The following is a 19,296-nucleotide window of genomic DNA, read 5'->3' on the forward strand; positions in this document are numbered from 1 at the left end:
AAATCAGTGAAATCACGTTAAAAATGAAAAAGTTCACAAAATTGACATCGGCAGTAGTGCCATTAAACATAGAAAATATAGATACCGACCAGATTATTCCGGCAAGGTTTCTAAAAGCCACCACACGCGAGGGATTTGGCGAAAACCTGTTCCGCGATTGGCGTTATAATGGCGACAATACACCAAAGCCCGAATTTGTATTGAACAACCCAACCTATAGCGGCCGCGTTTTAGTTGCCGGTAAAAACTTTGGTTGTGGCAGTAGCCGCGAACATGCTGCATGGGCTATTCAAGACGCAGGTTTTGATGCCGTTATCAGCAGTTTCTTTGCCGATATTTTTAAAGGGAATGCCTTAAATAATGGTTTATTGCCTATTCAGGTAAGCGACGATTTTCTGGCACAAATCTTCAAATCGGTTGATGCTAACGCACAATCAGCATTGGAAGTAGATTTGGAAAACCAAACCGTTACCATTGTAGAAAATGGTGCACAGGAATCTTTCGAAATCAATCCATATAAAAAATCGTGCTTAATAAACGGTTACGATGATATCGACTTCATCCTGGCTCAAAAACAACTAATCGAAGAATTCGAACAGGCAAGATAATGTTTAAACCATTTGTCCACATTCAGCAGCTCAACCTGGCGTACCGCAACAAAGCGGTGCTTAAGGAATTGTATTGGGTAATAAATGTTGGCGAAAATTGGGTTTTGTGGGGCGAAAGCGGTAGTGGAAAAACTACTTTAGCAAAGGCTATTGCTGGCATAAATGCCACACAGGGCAGTATCGAAATTGATTTCGACCCGCAAAGTAAATTACCTGCCGAGGTTTTATTTGTTGATAGCTGGTATCAGTTTAAAAACCTTGAAGGCGTTGCCAACTTTTATTATCAGCAGCGTTATACCAGCCAGCAGGCTAAAGATACTTTAACCGTGCATGCCGAACTGGTACATTTTGGAAAAGAAAAAGGCCTTCACTTTGATCGTGTTGAACTGATTTTAGAAGCCCTTGGTTTTTCTACTTTTGCCAGCTCTCAGTTAATCGAGTTATCAAGTGGCGAGCACAAAAAATTACAGCTGGTTAAAGCTTTGTGGTTAAAGCCGCAGTTACTGATTATCGATCAACCTTATACAGGTTTAGATACCGCTTCGCGTAAAAACCTGAATATCCTACTCGATCAAATTACTGATGAGGGGGTACAATTGATTTTAATCAGTAATGATCAGGAGTTGCCATCGTGCATTCACCGTTATGCTGAAATTAAAAACGGGCAAATTGTAACTTCGTATACCAGAGATAACACTGCAGCGACTTTTGAAGTGCATAACAGGGAAATTCCTGTCTTTTTAAAAGAGTCGCCGGTTTATTCGTCCGATAATATCGTTAAAATGGTTAATGTGAACATCAGCTATAGCGAAAAACAGGTGCTTAAAAACATCAATTGGGAAGTTAAGGCTGGTGAAAAATGGCTTTTACAAGGCCACAATGGCTCAGGTAAATCTACCTTGTTAAGTCTCGTAAATGGCGATCATCCACAATCGTACGCGAACGAACTTTATCTGTTTGGCAACCGTCGCGGAAGTGGCGAAAGTATTTGGGATATTAAGCAGCACATTGGGCTGATATCACCAGAATTTCATTGGTATTTCGATGCCACTGCAAGCGTTTGGCAAAGTATTGCTTCGGGCTTTTACGATACCGTAGGGCTTTTTCAGCAATTGCCTTATACCAAAAGCAGCCAGGTTGATGAACTGGTTGAATATTTTGGTTTAACTGAAAATAAAAATGAGCTGCTCACCTCACTTCCGTTGGGTAAGCAGCGACTGGTTTTACTGGCCAGAACCATCATCAAAAATCCCGAATTGTTAATTCTGGATGAACCGTGTCAGGGCTTAGACCTGCAGCAAACACAGCGTTTTAACCAGCTGGTTGACGAACTGTGTAGCAACGGCATGACCGTAATTTATGTTGGCCATTTTGAATCGCAGCTGCCAACCTGCCTTGAAAAAAGAATATTATTAGAAAAAGGCGAAGTAAAAGTCGTCGAAAGTTTAAATATAGAAATATTGAGCTAGGCCGCAGATTTACAGGATAGTTTTAAATCCATCAAATCATGGCCGAGCATAGGAGAATTTAACATGAAGAAGAACATTTTAGTAATACCTGGAGACGGTATTGGCCCGGAAGTCACCACCTGGGGAAAAGCAGCATTAGAAAAAATTGCAGAAATTTTTGGTCATGATTTTGTTTTTGAAGAAGCTTTAATGGGCCATGCGGCTATTGAAGTAACCGGCGAGCCTTTGCCGGATGAAACTTTAGAAAAAGCAAGACAAAGTGATGCCATTTTATTTGGTGCCATTGGCCATGCCAAATACGATAACGACCCAAGTTTAAAAGTTAGGCCTGAACAAGGTTTATTAAAAATCCGCAAAGAACTGGGTTTATTTGCCAATCTCCGTCCGATATTACTATTCGATGAGCTTCTTCAGGCATCAAGCATTAAACCTGAAATTTTAAGGGGAACCGATATTTTGTTTTTCCGTGAATTAACAGGTGATGTATATTTTGGAGAGAAAACACGTTCAGAAGACAGAAACACTGCTTCTGATTTAATGATTTACCACCGTTACGAAGTAGAGCGTATTGCGCATAAAGCTTACCAGGCCGCACAACAGCGTAATAAAAGATTATGTTCAGTAGATAAAGCCAACGTTTTAGAAAGCTCTCGCCTGTGGCGCGAAACGGTTCAGGAAATTGCCAAACAATACCCTGATGTAGAAACTGAGCACATGTTTATTGATAATGCAGCCATGCAGTTAATTAAAAACCCTAAAAAGTTCGACGTGGTGTTAACCGCCAACTTATTTGGGGATATTTTAACTGATGAGGCTTCGCAAATTGCAGGTTCAATGGGTATGCTGGCTTCGGCTTCGGTTGGCGAAAGCACTGGTTTCTTTGAGCCAATACACGGTTCGGCTCACGATATTGCAGGTAAAGATGTGGCTAACCCGCTTGCTTCTATCCTATCGGCAGCCTTAATGCTCGAAATTGGTTTCGGACTTAAAGAGGAAGCGAAACTATTGGTTGATACCATTGACCAGGTATTGAAAGAAGGTTTCAGAACACATGATATAGCCGACCAAACTACCAACCGTTTTAAAGTGTTAGGCACAGCCGAAATGGGTAAATTGGTATTGAAATTCTTATCACAAAAATTAATCACATCCTAAACCTAAGATTATGATTCACGACCCGAACAAAGTTTATATTTTCGACACGACCTTACGTGACGGCGAGCAGGTTCCAGGCTGCCAGTTAGATACAAACCAAAAAGTAGAAATCGCTAAATCACTCGAACTTTTAGGCGTAGATGTAATTGAAGCTGGTTTTCCGGTATCAAGCCCAGGTGATTTCAATAGCGTTATCGAATTATCGAAAGCGGTTACTCATCCTATTATTTGCGCCTTAACCCGCGCCAATAAAAATGATATCGATGTGGCTGCCGATGCTTTACGTTATGCCAAAAGACCTCGTATCCACACTGGAATTGGTTCTTCTGATTTCCACATCAAACATAAATTTAACAGCACACGTGAGGATATTTTAGCCCGTGCAGTTGAAGCGGTAAAATATGCCAAAAAATATGTTGAAGATGTTGAGTTCTATGCAGAAGATGCCGGTCGTGCCGATATCGAATTTTTAGCCAAAATGGTTGAAGCGGTAATTGCTGCCGGTGCAACGGTAGTAAACATTCCCGATACCAACGGTTACTGCTTACCAGACCAATATGGTTCGAAAATCCTTTTCTTAAAGGAAAATGTAAAGAATATCGATAATGCCATTATTTCAGTTCACTGCCACAACGATTTAGGTTTAGCTACTGCTAACTCTATTGCCGGTTTACAAAACGGTGCCCGCCAGGTAGAATGTACCATTAACGGTATTGGCGAACGCGCTGGTAATACTTCGATGGAAGAAGTGGTAATGATTTTAAAAACGCACAAAGTGTTGGGCTTAAACACCAGCATTGATGCTACTCAGTTTTACGATATTAGCCACAGTGTGAGAAACCAGATGAACATGCCGGTGCAGCCTAATAAAGCTATTGTTGGTGCCAATGCATTTTCGCACAGCTCGGGTATACACCAGGATGGTTTCTTGAAAAACCGCGAGAACTACGAAATTATTAAACCAGAAGATGTTGGTTTTCCTGATGCCACTATTGTATTAACTGCAAGAAGTGGTCGCCATGCCTTAAAACACCATTTAGAGCGTTTAGGCCATAAATTAGAAAAAGAACACCTTGATATTGTTTACAAACAGTTTTTAGTTTTAGCCGATAGCAAACAAGGCATTAACGATACTGATTTGAACCAATTGGTTGCTTTGCATTTAGCGTAGCAATAACCCGTCATTGCGAGGTAAGAAGCAATCTTAAAGCGCTAGGATTTACTAACAGCTATAGTTTTAGGACTGCTTCGTACCTCGCAATGACGAAAAGAAAAATATAAGAGAACAAGTTTTAATACTTGCCCCTCTAATACCTGATACTATAAAAATGAATACTACAACACCACATACACTGGATTTTAAATCTGCAAACGAAAGGCTCAAAGGCGTGGTAAAACGTACCCCACTTGAGTTTAATGCCGGACTTTCTTCTTACTACAATGCCAATATTTATTTAAAAAGGGAAGATTTGCAGATTGTGCGCTCCTATAAATTACGTGGTGCTTACAATAAAATCAGTTCGCTTCCTCAGGAATCGTTAATTAACGGAGTTGTTTGTGCCAGCGCTGGAAACCATGCACAAGGTGTTGCCTACTCATGCAAAAAACTAGGCATTAAAGGTGTTATTTTTATGCCCGAAATTACCCCAAAGCAAAAAGTGAAACAAACTTATATGTTTGGTGGCGACAATGTAGAAGTGGTTTTGGTTGGCGATACTTTTGACGATTGCTTAAAAGAGGCTTTGGCTTACAGCGCAGCACATGCCGCTACTTTTATTCCGCCTTTTGATGATGAAAAAGTAATTGAAGGACAGGGAACTGTTGGTGTTGAAATTTTTGAAGATCTGCCAGATTTAGACATGGTAGTAATGCCTGTAGGTGGTGGTGGACTGGCTTCGGGCGTAAGCGCATACCTAAAAACAGTTAAACCCGATGTTAAACTGGTAGGTGTTGAGCCATTGGGTGCACCATCAATGGTTACTGCTATGGAGCACGGCGGGCCTTTTACTTTAGATGAAATAGATCGTTTTGTAGATGGAGCTGCAGTAAAAAGAATTGGTCATATTACTTACGAATATTGCAAAGAACTGCTCGATCAGATGCATTTGATTCCCGAAGGGAAAATATGTACCACGATATTGAAACTTTATAACGAAGATGCCATTGTAGTTGAACCTGCCGGTGCACTGTCTGTTGCGGCATTAGATCAGCTCAGAGAACAGATTGCAGGTAAAACGGTAGTTTGTATTGTGAGCGGTGGAAACAACGACATAGAACGTATGCAGGAGATTAAAGAGAAATCTTTACTTTTCGAAGGTTTGAAACACTATTTCATCGTTCGTTTTCCGCAAAGACCAGGTGCTTTAAAATTATTTGTAAACGAGGTATTGGGTCCGCAGGATGATATTACCCGTTTCGAATTTATTAAAAAAACCAACAAAGAAAATGGTCCGGCGCTGGTAGGCATTGAGCTTTCTAACAAAAACGATTATGCGAGTTTACTACAACGCATGAAAGATTTTAAATTTGAAATCATTGAGCTGAATCAGGATCAGACCCTGTTTGAGTATTTGGTTTAAGATTTAACCGCAAAGGGCGCAAAGTTTATCGCAGAGAACACCAAGCCAAGCCGTCATTTCGAGCGGAGTGCAACGAAGTCGAGAAATCTATCTTGAGATAGATCTCTCCATTCCGCTACGCTTCAATCGAGATGACGTTTTCTCTACAACAGCACTTAATAATAAAATGAACTTCAAAGACTTAACCAACAAAGCATTAATTTCTGACAGCGATATTGATTGGGAAGATTTAGGCGCTGGTCTTAAACGCAAAATTATGGCTTACGATGAGCACTTGATGCTGGTTAAGGTAGCTTTTGAACAAGGAGCCATCGGATCTGTACACAACCACCCTCACCTGCAAATGAGTTATGTAGCTAAGGGAAGTTTTGAAGTAAGTATGGGCGAGGATAAAAAAATCCTAAACGAAGGCGATGTTTTCTTTGCACCAAGTAATGTATTCCATGGGGTGGTTTGCCTCGAAGCAGGACTATTGATTGATATCTTTAACCCACACCGGGAGGATTTTCTGTAGCAAAAGTCCGTAGCCCAAAGTAAAATTTATCGTCTTGCTGAACTTGTTTCAGCACCTCTTAACATAGAGACCCTGAAATAAATTCAGGGTGACGCTATTTGGAAATTACCTTTTAGTTCACTCAAAAGTCAACCTCACATTTTTATATCCTAAACCTTCAATAATCGGTTTCAATACATTGGCAGCATTGGTTTTCGTTTGGATTAAAATGTTCGACTTTTTCACTTCAGCAGCTACCTGCCTTTCGGCTGCTTTATAGGCTTCATCTACCAGATCGGCTTCTCTGAAGAAAGCCATTTTGGTATCGTACACCCGTGAATTTTTATGATCAATTTTTACATAACAGATTTCGGGCTGTGGTAAATTTACTACAGCTGTATCGGCATCAATACGGATATCTTCGCGGGTAATTTTAGTTAAATCGATACAACCAACTGCTTCGGCCTTAACAATGAGCAAAACACTGGCTTCAGGCAAAAAGTCTGTCTTGTTTTTATGTTCTAAAACGTCACTAATTTGGTACCTAACCAGCTCCAGTTTACCTATAGCTTCAATTTTCTCGACCAGGAGCTGATGTTTACTTTCCACAGTGGTACTGATGCTGAACTTTTTAGCGATAAATAAATAGCCTGCAATCAGGAGGATTAACCAAGGCAAGAGGCGAATAAAGAGCTTCATATTATTTAAAAAACGGAAATTTAACAATTGTTTACCAGCCTCACTGTACAATAATTAATCCATAAATAGCGTCTTGCATTTTTTGGCAGAAGATTTGTAATATGAAAACCACACACACAAATAAAAACTAATCAACATGAAAAAACTTACTATCTTATTGCTATGCATTGCCACACTAGGTCTGGCTTCATGCAAAAAAGACACCATTGTTCAACCAAGCAATGCCATTTTAACTGTAGTTAAAGATGTGGCTCCTAGCGCGTGGGTTTTAAGCAATGACGGAAAAACATATTCAGCCAATATTTCAGTTCCGGAAATAGATCAGTTTCATATAGACAATGAAGGAACGCTGGTTTACATTTCATATAACAGCGGCGCAAGTTACATTGCACTACCATTTGTTTATAACGTAGATGCCTACAGTTTCGAAGTATATAAAGGAGGTATATCTATCGATGTACAAAGTTCAGATTATCAGGCAACAACACCTATAAAACCTACCTCAACAGTAAGAATAAAAATAGTATTAGTAGGAAACGACCTGTAAATAAGATTTAAAACTCTAAAAAACGACTAATGTTCAATTGAACGTGGTCGTTTTTTTTATGCTCTCCCCTGTTCAATTGTATGGCACGGATATGAACGCCATTTCTTTCCAGCAGCAATTCATCATAAAAGCCTTTGTAATACACATCTTTTACTTCATAACGCCTGCTACTCCAGTTGCTATTCACCTCTGCCCATTCGGGATAGAATACCACAGTATCTTTTTGTGTTTTTAAACCAATTTTTTCGGCATCAGCAGCTGGCAAAACCACTGCGTTACCTAAAATTTGGGCTGTATAAATGTGGGCTGGGTGCTGGTAAATTTCGGCTGGTTTGCCGGTTTGCAAAAGTTCTCCGTTACGCAAAATCAGCAACTGATCAGCCAAAAATAAACCATCGGCCGGATCGTGTGATACCAGGATCACGGTTACGCCAGTTTCTGCCGCTACACGTTTAATATCGGCACGTAGCTGGTTCTTAAGCAAGGCATCAACCTGACTAAAAGGCTCGTCTAAAAGCAAAACCTGCGTATCCGAAACCATAGCTTTGGCAATAGCCACACGCTGCTGTTCGCCACCGCTCAATTCTATTATTTTTTTATTCTGGAGTGGTAAAATCCGTAGATGTTCCATAATGGCCAAAGTTTTATCGGCTTTGGTTTTCAAGTCTGTATTGGATAATTGTGAGGCAATATTATCGTACACCTTCGCATAGATATTTAACGAAAAATCCTGAGTAACCATTTTCATCTGCTTATGGCCAGGTATCAGTTGTTCATCTGGTCCTTTAACGCGCTTGTCTTCAAAATAGATTTCTCCTTCATCGGTTTTCAGCAAACCGTAAATTGATTTCAGCAGGGTAGATTTTCCGCTTCCACTTTCGCCTATAATGGCTACTACATCACCTCTTTTGATCTCAAAACTTACATTTTTAATCCCGCCGGCTTGTTCTGCCTGATATTGCTTCGTTAAATTTTTAACACTGATTAGGATATTGCTCACGGGGTAAAGATAGTGAATAAGCTTAATGCAGAAAGACTAAAGCTGAAAGCAAAATCACTTACATAATAAACCAAGTATTTTAACTTCTGAAATGTTTCTGAAAACATGTTAAACAAAAAATCCTGTCTCGCCTAACCGAAACAGGATCTGTTCATTTGTGTGTTGTTGTAATCAAGTCCCTTCAGGGGATATATGGGCTAATTTAACCCAAAAGTAACCCCGAAGCTCATGTTTTTTAAACCTGCTTGCTGCGAAGTGGTAAACATATCGTTGAAATAGTATTTGGTAAACAAGCCCAAACCACCGTATCCGAACCTGATTGTACCTCCGTAACGAACCGACTGAAAGTGGTAGCTATCGTATTGTTTCTCTTTACCACGCTCTGCACTGATTTGTTTAATCTTTCCGTTTAACAAAAAGCTCACTTCAGGACCTAACACCAGGTAAAATCTTTTGCCATTTCTATTTTCTGAAGTGCGGAATTCAAAGTTTAATGGAATATGCACATAGCTGCTCGAGAAACGATTTTTAGAGAAATGTACCGGCGACTGATCGGTGTAAACAAATTCATTTGAATTTTTAGCGATGGTAATATCTTTTCTTAAACGAATCAAAGTCCAATCGAAACCACCCGCTACATACACTTTAAAGTTCGAATTAAAACGGTAACCAAGTTGTAAGATATCAAAAGAGAATGTACTGGTTTTACCACCTTTGTAATCTAAAAAATCATTGTTTGGCGATAAATTAAAACTTCCGTTATCAATTAACCTCGAGAAACCCAAATCAACCCGGGTAAAGGTAATTCCGCCAACAAAACGACCTTTTTTAACTGAATCTGCTGTTTTACTTTTTATAATAATACCATGACCTTCACTGTAATCCATTTTCTTTTTGGTGGTATCTTGTTGTGCAAAAGCACCTGGAGCCATAACACCGGCAAGCCCGCTTACCAAAAGTGTTGTAAAAATTAGACGTTTCATATCTGTGTGTTTGTTATGTTTAATTTTGTAATATTTTAATATCAGATGCTGTTAACTGAAAACTGATAACTGTGAATTGCAAACTGTTATTTCTTCCGTTTGCCTATTTTAAAGGGCCCGATATTGATTGATGATAGCGAAGAATCGTCGTCATCAGTTCTGAACTGGATAAACTTATCTTTCCGCTTATCTACCTTGTTTACGATCAGGTTTACCACATCGCCCACATTACGGATATTTTTAATATTCTGCTCATCGTTATCATTAATGGGTTCATCTACCTTAACTGGCGTAGGATTAGCCGCAATTACGATCTCTTTCTCAGGCTGAAGAATCGCTTCTTCAATTCTTGTCTTAATATCCTTTTTAGGTTCTTCTGTTTTAGCTATAGTAGTTCCTTGTTTTAAAAGTTCGGGAGCAGTAACTATTTTTTGTTTTTCTACAGGTTTAACTACTTTTTTAGCGGTAATTTTAGCCAAACTGGTAGCTAGTTTAGTGCTAACTGGTAAAACTACTTCTGTCTTTTCAATTGGCTTAACCTTGGTAACAACCGAATCCTGAACAGGTTGCTCTACCACAACTGGTTTTACTTTAGGTACAACATAGCTTGTTAACTGTTTAGGATTAACATTTTGTTTCTGATAAACTAAAATACCTGCTGTAACTACCACTAATACCGCAGCTGCCGATAACCAGTAAATGGGTATAATCCTTTTTTTCTTTGGCTCAATTTCGCTTTCAATATTGCTCCATAAATCCCGCGATGGTGTGATCTCTGCATCGTCAAAAGCATTTTTAAACAGCTGATCAAAATCCTTATCCTGTGTAGGTTGCATAACCAAATCCCTCCATTTTTATAATTTCTTCCTTTAATATTGCCCGGGCTCTCGATAACTGCGATTTACTTGCTCCTTCTGAGATGCCAAGTGTTTCGCCTATTTCTTTGTGCGAGTAGCCCTCTATTACGTACATGTTAAAAACCATCCGGTAACCATCTGCCAGTTTTTGTATCACTTTCATCAGGTCTTGCATACCTAAACGGCTAAAATCAAATCCTGTTGAAGGTTGTTCATAGGCTTCGTCTATTTCAACCACATTTAAGCTGCGCAGGTTTTTGCGGTAACTTTCAATGGCTGTGTTTACCATTACCCTTCTAATCCAACCTTCAAAAGAACCTTCCCCCGGTATTCCTTAATTTTCTGAAAAACTTTAATGTAACCCATTTGCAGTACATCTTCAGCTTCCATCTTATCTTTGGCGTAGCGCATACAAACGGCCAGCATTTTCGATGCAGTTTGCCTGTACAGCAGCTCCTGCATCTTCCGGTCGCCGGCTTTGCAGCCTTCCATCAAATCGTTTATCGTATAGCTTCGCGTCAATTTCATTGTGTGTTTGTATATAGAAGATGGTCAATTACAAACAATGGTTGCATGGGGTAGTAGAAAAAGTTAAATAAAGTTAAATTTATTTTTACAACCACTGATTATCAGCAAGATAAACATGCAGCAGTTTCCAGAGAAAGATATAGATTTTTTATGGAAAAATGAACAGGCAGCATTTCTTAGCAGGATGTCCCGCTATCCGCTCCAAAGCCTCGGTTCGTTCCTTGCCTTCGTGCTTTCGCTTCTATCGGGTTTAAAAAACATAAGGTGATGCTCAAAAACAATAAACCTCGTAGGTTTTAGAAATCTACGAGGTTTGAAAATTATTTCATTGCACCTGAGTTCAGTCAGATGCAATGAATGAGGAAACAAGCGTTTAGTTTTTCGCTTTTACCTTTCTGCCTTCTTCACCTTAAACAATTTAAAGTCCTGTTTGTAGGTTAAGAAAAATGAGTGGTTAAACTGAAGTTGTTTATCAGTATGATCGAGGTCGATATGTGGTTCGAAACGAACATCGAGATATAAATGTGGGACCAGCTCTTTTTGGTAAGCATAACGCAGCGAAACAATGTTTCGGGCACTCTGCCTTAAACCAGGACTGTATAAATTATCTGAAACTGATTCATAAAGTGGCATACCTTTAATCGAAATAAAATTATTCCCTTTCCAGTATGAGGCCACTAAACTTCCCCATTTACTTTCTACACCTGCATTCAGCCATAACCCAAAACCACCTTCGTAAGCCCTTCTTTTATCGGGCGAAAGGTCTTTATACACTGCAACATAGTTATCGGCATATACCTGCTTAATATTCGTATTAATGGCCTTATGTAATTTTAAACCTGCCGCACCATTAAATAAAGTGCTAATCGGTATGTCTTTAAGCACATCAATCTGACCGCCCTGGTGAAAAGCTAAAAACTGTGCAGGTACACTAAATTTCCAGCCATTACTTTCGGCAAGTGTGGTTTCGGTAGATAAACCACCTATAATTTCTTCCTTGGCCGGGTCGCCTTTATAAATCATCTTCTGCCAGGCAATCCAGGCATCTAAATTAAATCTTTTGCGTTCTACCAAAAGCTGTGTACCATATTCAATTGGTGTAGTAATGGTTCTTTCGAAATCGTAAAGCGGCTCAATGTATTTATGCTGAATGCCACCTTCTAAGCTTCCGAAAATTAAGGTCAGGTTTCTTTTGTGGTACTTTAAACTGAATAAAGGTTTGGCATCGCTCACCCCATTTCTACCAAAATCTTTACGGATAAAAGCTCCGGCAGTAATGGCCAGATTCGGGTGCGCATAATATACAATTTGCGGCTGTAACTGTGTACCATATAAGGTATAACCATCGTGAAAATCGTTGGTATACTCGTAATTACGCACATAATTGAAATTGTAAAAATTAAAATGTACCTCGTTGGTTAAACTGCTATCCGGGCGGATCCTGTTTTCGAAAGCCGATTGATTAAATTGCGCCGAAGCTAAATAAGAACTGAAGAGAAAGGATATAAAAAGTACGGTCTTTTTCAGACCCGTTTGTATAAACATGAGCTTGGATTTTATGGCTCAAATTTAGAATAGTTTTTCGTTTATTTAACCGCGAAGTATACTAAGTTTACGCAAAGAAAACAAAGTTGCTCTTTGTCTGACCACGAAGGCACAAAGAACACAAAGCTTTTGCAACGCCCCTGATTACAATAGTATCCTTGACTTAGTGCCTTTGCCTTAAAAGGCTATTCACCGCGCTTTTTACGATAATTTTTATATAATTTAACTGCAATCATTATGGCCATAGCAACGCCCATAATGCCGATTAAACCATAAACCCAGTTGAGAGCATTTTTAAGGATAACCACAAATACAATGGCAATCATAAAAATGGTAGCGAGTTCGCGCCATAAACGCAACTGGAAACTGCTTAACTTAAAATGATTGTTTTTAAGCTGTTTTACGATGTCTTGGCAAATGAAATGATAAACAAGTAAACCAACAACGAAAGCAAGCTTCACCCACATCCAATCGGCCTGTAGCAGCCCTTGGTTTAAAGTTAACATAGATGCTCCTGCCAATACCGAAATAATCATTGCCGGAGTGGCAATAATTTTCCATAAAGTATCCTCCATTTTAACAAACTGTTTCTGGAGGATACTTTTTTCTGGTTCGGGTTTCTCGTTAGCCTCGGTATGGTAAATAAAAATACTTAAAATATAAAATAACCCAGCCATCCAGCTAATCACAAACACAATGTGAACCGCTTTAAAGTAAGCATAATATGGCAACAAGGTTTCTATCATTTTAGTTATTCTAACTTACGTCATGCTGAACTTGTTTCAGCATCTCTTTTGTAGAAGAGACCCTGAGCTAAATCCAATAGCAGCGTGACGTGATTTAGTGATTATGCTTGAGCTATCAATTAATACCTAAACTCCTTCACTACTTCAATCGCATATTTTACGTTATCGAAAGGAATATCTGGCATAATACCGTGACCTAAGTTAAAGATAAAACCTTCGGTACCACGCATGCGTTCGAATAATTTGTGGATCTGTGCTTTAATAACGGCTTTATCGGCGTATAAAATATGTGGATCTAAATTACCTTGTACAGCAATACCTTTTGGCAAAGCATTTTTAATATTCAATAAATCAGCATTCCAGTCAACCGAAATTACATCTGGCTTAGCCTCAGCCATAATTGGCGCAAAAACCGAACTTCCTTTACAGAAAGAAATAACCGGAATATCTTTTCGGTTTAAGTTTGAAATGATTTCCTGAATGTAGCGATGAGAAAACTCCTGGTAATCGTTCCACGATAAGGCAAGCGCCCAACTGTCAAAAATCTGGATAGCGTTTACACCGGCAGCAATCTGAAGGTTAAGATAATCGGCAGTTACTTTAGCAATTTTTGCTAAAAGCTTATGTGCCAACTCTGGTTGGTTGTGTATAAAAAGCTTGGTTAATTTGAAATCTTTAGATGAACCACCCTCAATTAAATAGCTCATTACCGTAAACGGTGCACCAGCAAAACCAATTAACGGAATCCTGTTATCCAAACGTTGTTGAATAACTTTAATCGCGTCAGCTACATATTGTAATTCATCTAAACAATCAACATTCAGGTTTTCAATATCTTGTGCAGTACGTACAGGATTTGCAAACTTAGGACCAACACCTTGCGTAAAACTTAAATCTCCGCCCATGGCTTCACCTGTTACCAAAATATCGCAGAACAAAATCGCGGCATCAATATCCAACAAATCAACTGGCAGCATGGTTACATCTGCTGCAATTTCAGGGTTTTTACACATCTCTAAAAAAGAGTATTTGTTTTTAATCTCCCAATATTGCGGCATAAAACGGCCTGCCTGACGCATCATCCACACGGGTGGGCGTTCTGTTTGTTTTGAAAATGCTGCGTCTAAAAATAAATTATTCTTCATGATTTGTATTTGGTGTTGTACTTATCCTCGCCCTGAATTCATTTCAGGGTCTAACTTACAAAGAGATGCTGAAATAAATTCAGCATGACGAATTGCTAAAGAACGAATAGTCCAAAATATTAATTTCGCAAAGGTATAAATAAAAAAAAAACGAAGTACCTTTTTATCGCTAAACTGGTGCTTCGTTATTCAAAATGACAATAGTCCTATTATATTTTGCTTATTTCCTTTTCTATTTTAACAATGATGTCTTTCGATCGCTGTGTTTCGGCCAGTTCTTTAGCCAGTTTGGTATAGGCCTCTGCCCTTTCCCGATCTTTTTTACGCAAAGCTAAATTAGCCAGATGAATCAATACATAAGCCTTCTCGTTCTTACCTCCCACCGGAAAACGGCTGGCCAGTTGAAAGTGATACTCGGCCTTATCCCACTCCTCTTCTTTCAACGCCATGTTACCTTGCATAAATTCATAGTAACCTCTGCGGCTTTTAGCTAAACGCTCTGGTTTTGCCACCTCCGCAAGCAAAGCTTTCACTTTACCAAATTCGTTATTTTTAAAATGCTTTGAAGCCATTAAAACCGAACTGTGTTTAAAATGACTCCACACAACAAAGGCAAATAAAAGCCCCGAAACGGCTGCCAGCTGATATTGATTATAAAAAACACAAACCAAACCGGCCAGCACAAAAACTGCCATTAAAGCATACCTGCCTTTATTATTGTACATTAATGACTATCGGTAAATTTATAACCTACCCCACGGATGGAGTGAAAGTAAACTGGATTTTTTTGATCTGGTTCGAAATACTTACGGAAAGTTAAAATGAAGTTATCGATCGTTCTGGTTGAAGGATAAACATCGTAATTCCAAACTGTTTCCAAAATCTGTTCTCTCGAAACTGCATCGTTTTTGCGCTCGATTAACAGTTTCAATAACATGGTTTCTTTTTTGGTTAATGGTGTAATGGTACCATCATCGTGTTTCAACTCAAAAGAGTTAAAATAGATTGTTTTATCGCCGATTTTGTAAGAATTTAATTCCTTTAAATCATCAGATTTTAAACTGCGTTTAACCAAAATACCAACTCGAAGAATCAGTTCTTCTAAGTTAAATGGTTTAACCAAATAATCGTCGGCTCCTTTTTTCAAACCTAAAACACGGTCTTCCGAAGTGTTTTTTGCTGTTAAAAACATAATCGGAACTTCTGCATTTTCTAAACGTATGGTTTCGCAAACCTGGAAGCCATCCATTTCGGGCAGCATTACATCTAATACAATCAGATTGAAGCGTTCTTCTTTAAATACTTTAAGAGCGGTTTTGCCATCTTTAACGGCGTGAACTTTATATCCTTCAAGTTCGAGGTTTAATTTAATAGCATCTAACAAGTGATCCTCGTCTTCTACCAATAGAATTCTTAATTTTTGTGACATAATTGAGATTAACTAAATGTTACTTCAAAAATACTTCCCTGAGGCAGATTGTCTTTTACTGTAATATCTGCATCATGGTATTGTAAAACCTCTTTCACAATAAACAAGCCTAAACCTGTTCCTTTCGCTTTTCTGACATTCTCGTTACCAACGCGGTAAAACTTATCAAATATCAACATTTTTTCGGCATCTGAAATACCCGGGCCTTTATCCAGCACACTGAGGTGAATATGCCCATCTAATTCGTTTAAAAGCACATTTATCTCGTCGCAAGGGTTCGAATACTTTACTGCATTTTCAATCAAATTGGTCACTACTGACGATAAGGCAAATTTGTCACCCACAAGCTGCAAATTTGGCTGGATTTTAGCATTTATGATCTGCTCACAGCCACAGGAGTGTACTTGTAATCGGTCGGTAATTTTAGCTACCAGCTCTGAAAAATTAAATGCCTCTTTCGGAAAACTATACGAGCGGTTTTCAATCTTGGTTGCCAACAGCATATTTTCGACCAAATCATCTAAACGTTCTATATCTTTTAATGAGTTATTCAATAATGAAGTTTGCCTGGCTTTATCAAGATCTCTTTTTACAATAGTTTGTATCGAAAGTTTGATGGCAGCCAGCGGCGATTTCAGCTCATGTGTAATCGACATCAGAAAATTTTGCTGCTGTTCTCTTAATTTATCCTCGCGTTTTAATGATTGGTGTAAAAAATAACCGCCAATGCAGAGCAAAAATAAAAACACCGACCCCTCGCCCATAATCATGGTCATGCGGCTTGGCTGCAAGCGCACCACCAAAGTACCCCACGAAATGAGCTGGATTAATGCGTAAAGCAGTAACGCGTAAAATATGATTATTGACTTCTTCATCTTTCGATTTTTCCTTCGGGTTGATTACACAGATTTTTGGATTACACAATCTGGCTCCTATTTCAGCGTTCTTTGTGCAAACTTTGTGCGCATTGTGGTTAAAATCTCTTTACTTCTTAAAAACCAAATCTAGGGCCTCAAAAATAGCACGTTTCGCTTTCTCTAATTCGATCTTAGTATGTGCTGAAGATACGAAACCAACTTCATATCCCGATGGGCCTAAATAAATTCCTCTGTTTAATAATTCGCGGTGCATCACTTTGAATTTCTCCATGCTACCGGCATCAATATCATCGGCCGATTGGATTTTATCTTTATCGGTAAAAGCAAACCAGAAGATAGAGCCAATAGTAAACACTTTAAATTTATAATTGCGCGCAGTAGCAAAACGCTGAATGCTGGCTACAAATTCCTGAGCCTTGTTATTTAAATCTTTATAAAAGCCCGATTTGTTTAGTTCGGTTAAAGTAGCGATCCCCGCAGCCATGGCTACCGGATTACCAGACAATGTTCCGGCCTGATATACGCCCCCATCAGGAGAAATATGCGCCATAATTTCGGCGCGCGCGCCATACATTCCTACAGGTAAACCACCACCGATGATTTTTCCATAGGTTACAATATCAGGCGTAATGCCATAGTGTGCTGCCGCACCTTCAAAACCAACCCTGAAACCGGTAATTACTTCATCAAATATTAAAAGCGAATCGTTATCAGTACAAATTTTACGCAGGAACTGAATATAGGCTTCATCCTGCATAATTAAACCATTGTTTGCCGGAATACCTTCAATAATTACCGCAGCAATCTGATCTTTAAATTGTGTAAAAGCCTGCTCAATCGCTGCCATATCATTCAATGGAACAACAATTGTTTCTTCGGCAAAGGCTTTTGGAACACCTGCCGATGAAGTTTCGCCAAAGGTTACCAAACCTGAGCCGGCTTTAACCAATAACGAATCGCTATGACCATGGTAACAACCTTCGAATTTTAAAATTTTATCGCGACCGGTAAATCCTCTTGCCAGGCGTATAGCCGACATTACGGCTTCGGTACCCGAGCTGGTAAAACGGATTTTTTCTACAAAGCGGTTATTTTTGATAATCAGCTCTGCCAGTTCATTTTCTAAAGCCGTTGGTGCGCCAAAGCTCATTCCGTTTTGCATTACCTCGGTAACCTTTTCGCGGATTTTTGGATTGTTATGTCCTAAAATTAATGGCCCCCAGCTGCCACAGAAATCGATAAACTGATTACCATCGGCATCCCAGATATAACAACCATCACCTTTCTCGATGAAAAGTGGTGTACCATAAACGGATTTAAAAGCCCTTACAGGTGAGTTTACTCCACCCGGGAAATAGGTTTTTGATTTCTCGTACAGTTCGGCAGATTTTACCCTCGAAATATCAGGCTTGCTACCTGTATTTACCGGAATATCGGCTTCATTGCCTGAAAACATTTTTTTTAATGAATCTAACATCTTTTTAAGGTTGAAGGTTAGAAGGTAGAGGGCGTAAGGCTTAGGGCGTATAAGCCCCTCGACTCTTAAAAATCTCTATCTTCTACCACAAGTTATTAAGGTTAAAGATTAAAAGGCAGCAATTGAAAGATTTTTGGGCACATAAACCCTCAACCTTAAAACCTTCTGCCTTCCACCTTAAAGCCAATCGTTATTTAAAATATCTTTAATGTGGTAAGTGGTAATAATACTTGCGCCGGCCCTTGCAAAGGCGTGCATGGTTTCCATTACTACTTTTTGTTCATCTATCCATCCGCGCTCGGCAGCTGCTTTAACCATCGAGTATTCGCCCGAAACGTTATAAACCGCAATTGGCAACCTGGTATCTTGTTTTAAGCGTTGAATGATGTCGAGATAAGCCAATCCTGGTTTTACCATTAAAACATCGGCTCCCTCCTGCTCATCCAGCTGTGCTTCGCGTAAAGCTTCTAATGGGTTTCTGAAATCCATCTGGTAAGCTTTTCTATCACCTTTACTAGGTGCACAATCAGCAGCTTCTCTAAACGGACCATAATAAGCTGAAGCAAATTTGGTAGCATGGCTCATAATGGCCGCGTTTACAAAACCGTTTGCATCTAAAAGATTACGCATTGCAGCAATCCTGCCATCCATCATATCCGATGGAGCAAACATATCTGCACCAGCCTCGGCATGCGTTAAAGCCATTTTTGCAATAACTTCAACGGTTTTATCATTTTGAACGTAATCGTTCTCCATAATCCCGCAATGCCCGTGCGTGGTGTAAGAACAAACGCAAACATCGGTTACTACATATAAATCCTCACCAAACTGTTTTTTAAGCTCGCGCACAGCAGTTGGTACTAAAGAATGATCGTGATACGCCGATTTGGCATCAGCCGATTTTTCGTCGCCTACCCCGAACAGCATGATCTTGTTTAGACCTTTTTTCAATCCGGCTTCTACATCTTTAACCAGGTTATCAACCGAATAATGGTTAACTCCTGGCATGGCATCAATAGCATGGGTAACATTAGTACCTGGCACCACGAAATAAGGGTACACAAACATATCTTTTGATAACCGGGTTTCGGCCACCATCTCTCTCACCAATGGGTTTTTTCTTAATCTACGCGGACGATGTAACATTTTTTGTATTAT

General features: G+C 39.3%; 19 protein-coding genes and 1 pseudogene. 7 read left to right on the forward strand and 13 right to left on the reverse strand.

All coding sequences use genetic code 11. The features are described 5' to 3' along the window. The first annotated feature begins 23 nt into the window (after positions 1 to 23). The 6 genes from leuD (at position 24) to G7074_RS04765 (ending at position 6,325) form a co-directional block, all read left to right on the forward strand. On the forward strand, positions 24 to 608 hold the full coding sequence (gene leuD / locus G7074_RS04740; RefSeq protein WP_124557914.1) for a 3-isopropylmalate dehydratase small subunit: 585 nt from the start codon (positions 24 to 26) through the stop codon (positions 606 to 608). After that, positions 608 to 2,077: an ATP-binding cassette domain-containing protein gene (locus G7074_RS04745; RefSeq protein ID WP_205944158.1), complete on the forward strand. Its 1,470-nt coding sequence runs from the start codon at positions 608 to 610 to the stop codon at positions 2,075 to 2,077. The genes leuD and G7074_RS04745 overlap by 1 nt, the downstream gene beginning before the upstream one ends. 63 nt (positions 2,078 to 2,140) lie before the next feature. Then, the gene (leuB, locus tag G7074_RS04750; protein WP_166207186.1) at positions 2,141 to 3,232 is read left to right on the forward strand and encodes a 3-isopropylmalate dehydrogenase; all 1,092 of its coding nucleotides are present in this window, start codon (positions 2,141 to 2,143) and stop codon (positions 3,230 to 3,232) included. Between the two features lie 10 nt (positions 3,233 to 3,242). Beyond that, on the forward strand, positions 3,243 to 4,403 hold the full coding sequence (locus G7074_RS04755; RefSeq protein WP_124557912.1) for a 2-isopropylmalate synthase: 1,161 nt from the start codon (positions 3,243 to 3,245) through the stop codon (positions 4,401 to 4,403). Between the two features lie 157 nt (positions 4,404 to 4,560). After that, the gene (gene ilvA / locus G7074_RS04760) at positions 4,561 to 5,811 is read left to right on the forward strand and encodes a threonine ammonia-lyase IlvA (protein ID WP_166207189.1); all 1,251 of its coding nucleotides are present in this window, start codon (positions 4,561 to 4,563) and stop codon (positions 5,809 to 5,811) included. Between the two features lie 166 nt (positions 5,812 to 5,977). Beyond that, positions 5,978 to 6,325 carry a cupin domain-containing protein gene (locus tag G7074_RS04765; protein WP_166207192.1) on the forward strand — a complete coding sequence of 116 codons (348 nt, stop codon included), beginning with the start codon at positions 5,978 to 5,980 and terminating at the stop codon, positions 6,323 to 6,325. A gap of 117 nt (positions 6,326 to 6,442) precedes the next feature. Here G7074_RS04765 and G7074_RS04770 read toward each other — a convergent pair whose 3' ends face one another. Continuing rightward, positions 6,443 to 7,003 (reverse strand): DUF4230 domain-containing protein, encoded by a 561-nt coding sequence (locus tag G7074_RS04770; protein WP_166207195.1) that lies wholly within the window; start codon positions 7,001 to 7,003, stop codon positions 6,443 to 6,445. 136 nt (positions 7,004 to 7,139) lie between these two features. Here G7074_RS04770 and G7074_RS04775 point away from each other — a divergent pair, with 136 nt between their 5' ends. Next, a complete protein-coding gene (locus tag G7074_RS04775) occupies positions 7,140 to 7,550 on the forward strand; it encodes a hypothetical protein (protein WP_166207198.1) in 411 nt (136 codons plus the stop codon). Positions 7,551 to 7,557: 7 nt separating this feature from the next. Here the strand turns inward: G7074_RS04775 and G7074_RS04780 are convergent, their stop codons facing one another. From G7074_RS04780 to hemB, 12 genes and pseudogenes are all read right to left on the reverse strand, one after another. Beyond that, positions 7,558 to 8,550 carry an ABC transporter ATP-binding protein gene (locus tag G7074_RS04780; protein WP_166207201.1) on the reverse strand — a complete coding sequence of 331 codons (993 nt, stop codon included), beginning with the start codon at positions 8,548 to 8,550 and terminating at the stop codon, positions 7,558 to 7,560. Positions 8,551 to 8,747: 197 nt separating this feature from the next. After that, complete coding sequence (locus tag G7074_RS04785) at positions 8,748 to 9,533, reverse strand: outer membrane beta-barrel protein (protein WP_124557904.1); 786 nt, start codon at positions 9,531 to 9,533, stop codon at positions 8,748 to 8,750. 86 nt (positions 9,534 to 9,619) lie between these two features. Beyond that, positions 9,620 to 10,369, reverse strand: coding sequence for a hypothetical protein (locus G7074_RS04790; protein WP_124557903.1), 750 nt, complete (start codon positions 10,367 to 10,369; stop codon positions 9,620 to 9,622). Continuing rightward, positions 10,350 to 10,918, reverse strand: a pseudogene (locus tag G7074_RS04795) (RNA polymerase sigma factor). Before G7074_RS04795 ends, G7074_RS04790 begins: the two are co-directional and overlap by 20 nt. A 387-nt stretch (positions 10,919 to 11,305) precedes the next feature. Next, positions 11,306 to 12,463, reverse strand: a complete 1,158-nt coding sequence (locus G7074_RS04800; RefSeq protein WP_124557901.1) for a hypothetical protein — start codon at positions 12,461 to 12,463, stop codon at positions 11,306 to 11,308. 185 nt (positions 12,464 to 12,648) lie between these two features. Beyond that, positions 12,649 to 13,209: a CopD family protein gene (locus G7074_RS04805; protein WP_124557900.1), complete on the reverse strand. Its 561-nt coding sequence runs from the start codon at positions 13,207 to 13,209 to the stop codon at positions 12,649 to 12,651. A gap of 119 nt (positions 13,210 to 13,328) precedes the next feature. Beyond that, a complete protein-coding gene (gene hemE / locus G7074_RS04810) occupies positions 13,329 to 14,354 on the reverse strand; it encodes a uroporphyrinogen decarboxylase (protein ID WP_124557899.1) in 1,026 nt (341 codons plus the stop codon). A gap of 209 nt (positions 14,355 to 14,563) precedes the next feature. Continuing rightward, positions 14,564 to 15,079: a hypothetical protein gene (locus tag G7074_RS04815; RefSeq protein WP_124557898.1), complete on the reverse strand. Its 516-nt coding sequence runs from the start codon at positions 15,077 to 15,079 to the stop codon at positions 14,564 to 14,566. Then, positions 15,079 to 15,783, reverse strand: a complete 705-nt coding sequence (locus tag G7074_RS04820) for a response regulator transcription factor (RefSeq protein ID WP_039477978.1) — start codon at positions 15,781 to 15,783, stop codon at positions 15,079 to 15,081. The genes G7074_RS04815 and G7074_RS04820 overlap by 1 nt, the downstream gene beginning before the upstream one ends. Positions 15,784 to 15,791: 8 nt before the next feature. Next, positions 15,792 to 16,658 (reverse strand): sensor histidine kinase KdpD, encoded by an 867-nt coding sequence (locus tag G7074_RS04825; RefSeq protein WP_124557897.1) that lies wholly within the window; start codon positions 16,656 to 16,658, stop codon positions 15,792 to 15,794. 109 nt (positions 16,659 to 16,767) lie between these two features. Beyond that, entirely contained in the window at positions 16,768 to 18,138 is a 1,371-nt protein-coding gene (gene hemL, locus G7074_RS04830; RefSeq protein WP_124557896.1) for a glutamate-1-semialdehyde 2,1-aminomutase, read from the reverse strand. 177 nt (positions 18,139 to 18,315) lie between these two features. Then, complete coding sequence (gene hemB / locus G7074_RS04835; protein ID WP_124557963.1) at positions 18,316 to 19,284, reverse strand: porphobilinogen synthase; 969 nt, start codon at positions 19,282 to 19,284, stop codon at positions 18,316 to 18,318. Between the last annotated feature and the right edge of the window lie 12 nt (positions 19,285 to 19,296).

This window comes from Pedobacter sp. HDW13, from assembly GCF_011303555.1.
Lineage (GTDB): Bacteria > Bacteroidota > Bacteroidia > Sphingobacteriales > Sphingobacteriaceae > Pedobacter.